The 4,721-nt window shown below is 39.6% G+C and carries 3 protein-coding genes; all 3 read right to left on the bottom strand.

Annotation, left to right across the window (positions count from 1 at the left end; translation table 11 throughout):
• Positions 1-59: 59 nt before the first annotated feature.
• The gene (locus AAHB12_RS30910; protein WP_342048904.1) at positions 60-2,423 is read right to left on the bottom strand and encodes a heavy metal translocating P-type ATPase; all 2,364 of its coding nucleotides are present in this window, start codon (positions 2,421-2,423) and stop codon (positions 60-62) included.
• 18 nt (positions 2,424-2,441) lie between these two features.
• On the bottom strand, positions 2,442-2,822 hold the full coding sequence (locus AAHB12_RS30905) for an ArsR/SmtB family transcription factor (RefSeq protein WP_129728910.1): 381 nt from the start codon (positions 2,820-2,822) through the stop codon (positions 2,442-2,444).
• Positions 2,823-3,580: 758 nt separating this feature from the next.
• Complete coding sequence (locus AAHB12_RS30900) at positions 3,581-4,450, bottom strand: cation diffusion facilitator family transporter (RefSeq protein ID WP_129728909.1); 870 nt, start codon at positions 4,448-4,450, stop codon at positions 3,581-3,583.
• Positions 4,451-4,721: the final 271 nt, after the last annotated feature.

The raw sequence follows: 4,721 nt of genomic DNA, 5'->3' as shown, positions 1-4,721 counted from the left end.
GAAAAAGCCAACCATACTGTATGACTTCACTAAGATGGTTGGCGTTCGTATTGTTACGTTCAATCTACCTTCAGTACACGCATGGCATTCAGAACAGCAAGTAACGTCACTCCCACATCAGAAAATACCGCCTCCCACATGGTTGCAATGCCGAATGCACCGAGCAATAAGAAAATACTTTTGACTCCCAGTGCAAATATGATGTTTTGATACACAATACGCCGTGTACGTTTCGCAATACCGATTGCCGTTGCAATTTTAGATGGTTCATCTGTCATGATGACAATATCAGCCGCTTCAATAGCCGCATCTGATCCAAGACCACCCATTGCTATACCAATATCAGCACGTGCTAATACAGGGGTATCATTAATACCATCTCCGACGAATACGAGCTTTTCTTTCTTGAGTTTCTTACCATCGAGTTTCTCTACCTCTTCTACTTTTTGGTGCGGTAATAGCTCTGCGTATATTTCATCTAAACCAAGTTGTTTTCCCACTGCTTCTCCGACAGGCTTTGCATCTCCCGTCAACATTACCGTCTTTTTCACGCCAAGCTCTTTCAAAGCTGAGATGGCTTGCGCTGCATCTTCCTTCACTTTATCTGAAATCACGATATAACCTGCATAGTTCCCATTTACAGCCACATGAACCATAGTTCCAACTTCTGTTGGTGCAGTAAACTGGATGTCATATTTATTCATTAATTTAGCATTTCCTGCTAAAACCTCTGCTCCGTTTACACTTACCATCGTACCGTGCCCGGAGATTTCCTCGTAACTTTGAATAGCGGTTTCGTCAATGTCTTGACCGTATGCCTTACGGATAGAGACAGCAATCGGATGGTTAGAGTGCACTTCTGCAAATGCTGCATACTGCAACAATGCCTCTTTTGTCATACCTACCGCTGGACGCACTGCAGTGACATCAAATACTCCTTTTGTCAGTGTTCCTGTCTTATCGAATACAACATACTTCACATTGTTCAATGCCTCTAGGTAGTTACTACCTTTTACCAAAATACCACGCTTAGACGCACCGCCAATTCCTCCGAAAAATCCGAGCGGAATGGATACGACTAAAGCACAAGGACAAGAAATAACCAAGAATACCAATGCACGATAAATCCAATCCGAAAATGTCGCTCCGCTTAGGAATAATGGCGGAAGAAATGCTAATGCTGCAGCAGTAATGACGACAAATGGTGTATAGTACCGTGCGAACTTTGTGATGAAGTTCTCTGTCGGCGCTTTGCGACTGCTTGCATTTTGTACGAGGTCCAAAATTTTTGAGACAGTAGATTCTCCAAACTCCTTTGTGACCTCTACAGTTAAAACTCCGTTCTTATTAATAAAACCACTTAGTACCTCACTACCTGTTTCTACTTCACGCGGCACAGACTCACCAGTTAAAGCAGATGTATCCATCATAGAGACACCTTCCAGCACCTTTCCATCTAAAGGTACCTTTTCTCCTGGTTTGACGAGAATCATGTCACCTATCCGAACATCCTCTGGGGAAACCTGCTTTGTTTCGTTTCCAACTCGTAAATTTGCATAATCTGGACGTATATCCATCAGTGCAGTGATGGATTTTCGAGATCTGTTGACTGCTAAACTTTGGAACAGTTCTCCAATTTGATAGAATAGCATAACAGCCACACCTTCTGAGTATTCACCGATAGCGAATGCTCCGAGTGTCGCAATAGCCATGAGGAAATTCTCATCAAATACTTGACCTCGTGCAATATTCTTAATGGCTCGAGCAACAATTTCGCCTCCAATGAGAATGTACGCTACTACAAATAAAGAAAAGTCGAACGGAAATGCTAATGGAGCAAAAGCCGCAATACCTGTTAATATACCACCGATAGAAATTCGTAATATTTTGCTGCGCATTTCTGCTTTCCTGTGATCCTCATGTAGCGTACCTTTTGCAAGGCTATCTTCTTTTATTACCTCTACATCTGGCTCTAACCGATTTACAATTTGTGTTGCTTGTTCAACAATGCTTGGTAGCTGTTTGTCATCTTCCACTTCAATCATAAGCTTCTTCGATACAAAATCTAACGTACTGGTTGTAACCCCAGATAATTCCCCTGTTTGTTTTTCTATTTTTGCTGCACAATTTGCGCAATCTAACCCTTGCAGTACCAACACTTGCTTGCGAGAAGGTGCCTTTCCTGTAGTCTTTTCTTTCACCTGAACGTGTGGCTCTAACTTTTTCACAAGCTGTTTGGCTTCTTGTGCCACTTCCTCGTCCTTGCCTTGTTGCGTTTCTACCGTTAAGGTCTTTGTCACAAAGTTCACGGAACAAGAAGATACGCCCTCCAACCCCTTGACACCAGTCTCAATCTTTAGGGCACAGTTCGCGCAATCTAGCCCATCTAAGACAAACTCCCGCTTTACTGCCGGCTCCCCCATACCACTCTCTCCCTTTATTTAATTCCGATCTTCATTCACATGCTGAAATGCTTGATCAAATATATGTTTGACATGGTGATCAGCCAAAGAATAATAGACCACTTTACCCTCTTTACGATTTTTGACGAGCTTTGCTTGCTTTAAGACCCGCAGCTGATGTGAGATAGATGACTGTGTCATACCTAGTACATAGGCCAGGTCACATACACACATCTCAGCTTCAAATAACACTTGAAGGATACGCGTTCTTGTACGGTCTCCCAGTACCTTAAACAACTCTGCAACATCTGTTAGCGATTCGTCTTGGCGAAGCGTTTGTTGCACCTTCTCAACAACATCATGATGGATAACGGGTTGACTACATGTCTCACTACAAATCTCTAACTTTTCCTCTGCCATAGTTTTTCCCCTCACAATCCTTGAACATATGAACAACCATTCAAGTATCCATGTATTTGTTCTCATTATATGCACGTGTATTCATATGTGTCAATGAATCTTCACATTATGTTCTAAATTTTGTCTGAAATTTCTGTTACAATATTGCTGAAATCGCAACCAAAAAGGGAGAAGCTTATGAAGCACTACCACACACCTCTGATTATCAGTACTATTTGTTTATCATTACTCCTAACAGCTGCTATACAGACCTCCCTATGCAGTTGACTTATGTATGAAAGGACATTAGTATTTTGAATATGTGATTCATTTAAGTCCTATGAATTTTTACTTAAAATGTTATTTAAAGGATGGATAAATAAGACGATGCAAAAAGTAGTTATTATCATAGTTGGTATAATCGTACTGGCACTGATGAGTGTGATATCTTTTATAGTTATTAAAGGGCTTATCCAGCTAATATTTTAGCCAAGCAAATAATTTATGCCCTTACAAAGAAAGATACCAAACTTCTTGTCCTTAATGAGGAAAGACACTACAACTGCAAGTGTCTTTCTCTATCATGCCGAATTTTTATCTCTCAAACACTTGGCATTGGCGTAAGTGTAGGCTTATCTCCGGATTTTTTTCATATCTCGGGAGTTAATGTATTTAGGAGACTACCAAAAGCCCTCCAGTGATTCGGAGGGCTTTGGTGTTCATATAATTTATCTTGCCAGTATTCATGTATGTATAAGAGGATAAAACTATATCAATCCTTAATGTGGTTCTACATGAACATGAGCATCATACACATCATGTTTTTGAGATAAGACATTTTCCACCTGTGTAGAAATATCATGAGCATTCCGTATATCCAAATTAGAATTTACAAGGATAACAACATCTACGACGGTATGATTACCGTAATTTCTAGCGCGTATATTCTTGACGCCCTTCACACCAAAGACGTTTTTTACGGTTTCTGTGTACCGTTCTATCTCCTTTTGATCAAATCCATCTGTTAAATGAAGGGAAGCTTCTCTAAAAATGTCCCATCCCGTTTTACATATTAATCCCCCTACTATGACAGCAGTTAATGGATCAAGCCAAGGAAGATCAAATTGGGAGCCAATAATTCCAATGGCTGTTCCAATACTTACCCAAGCATCCGAAAGATTATCTTTAGCAGCAGCCATGACTGACTGGCTATTTATTTTCCTGGCTAAATTACGATTATAACGATAAATGAAATACATGATTGTAGCAGAAAAAAGACCTGTCCAAGCTGAAATTAAATCTGGAGACGCATTTCTTTCACTAAAAACTGAAGTAATCGCTTCATATAACACTTGAATACCAACAGCGATCATGATAAATGAAGCAACCATGGAAGCAACAGTTTCGGCTTTTCGATGACCATAAGGATGATCCTCATCAGCTGGCTTTTGAGATAACTTCAGGCCAATTAAAACAGCTAATGAAGCAATTATATCTGTCGTATTATTTAAGCCATCTGCCTTTAAAGCCTCTGAATGAAATGTATAGCCAATAAATAATTTTAAAACAGATAAACAGATATAAGCAATAATACTTATGACCGCTCCACGTTCTCCCAGTTTTAAATCTGCATATTTTTGTTGTTCCATTGTTTATCCTCCGTTTTGCTTTCATTTAAAAATACTATCAAATGGAAGTGGAGTGGGTCTACAGCAACGTTTTTGTATACATCTACAATGATGAACCTATATAAAAAATGTTTCTCTGAGTAAAAAATGATCTGAAGGGCTGTTTTGTTTACATAATTAATGAAAGTGGAAGTCGATGTATTTAGAAATCTATGAACTCTTTTCAATTTCGTTGTTGCTCCAACACTCAGTAAGAGGAACCAACAGTGAAACCAAAAGAAACCGTACAGTG

The organism is Bacillus sp. OTU530 (genome assembly GCF_038440375.1).
Note: the sequence above shows the minus strand (reverse complement) of the source record. Positions and strands in the feature narration are given on the sequence as shown.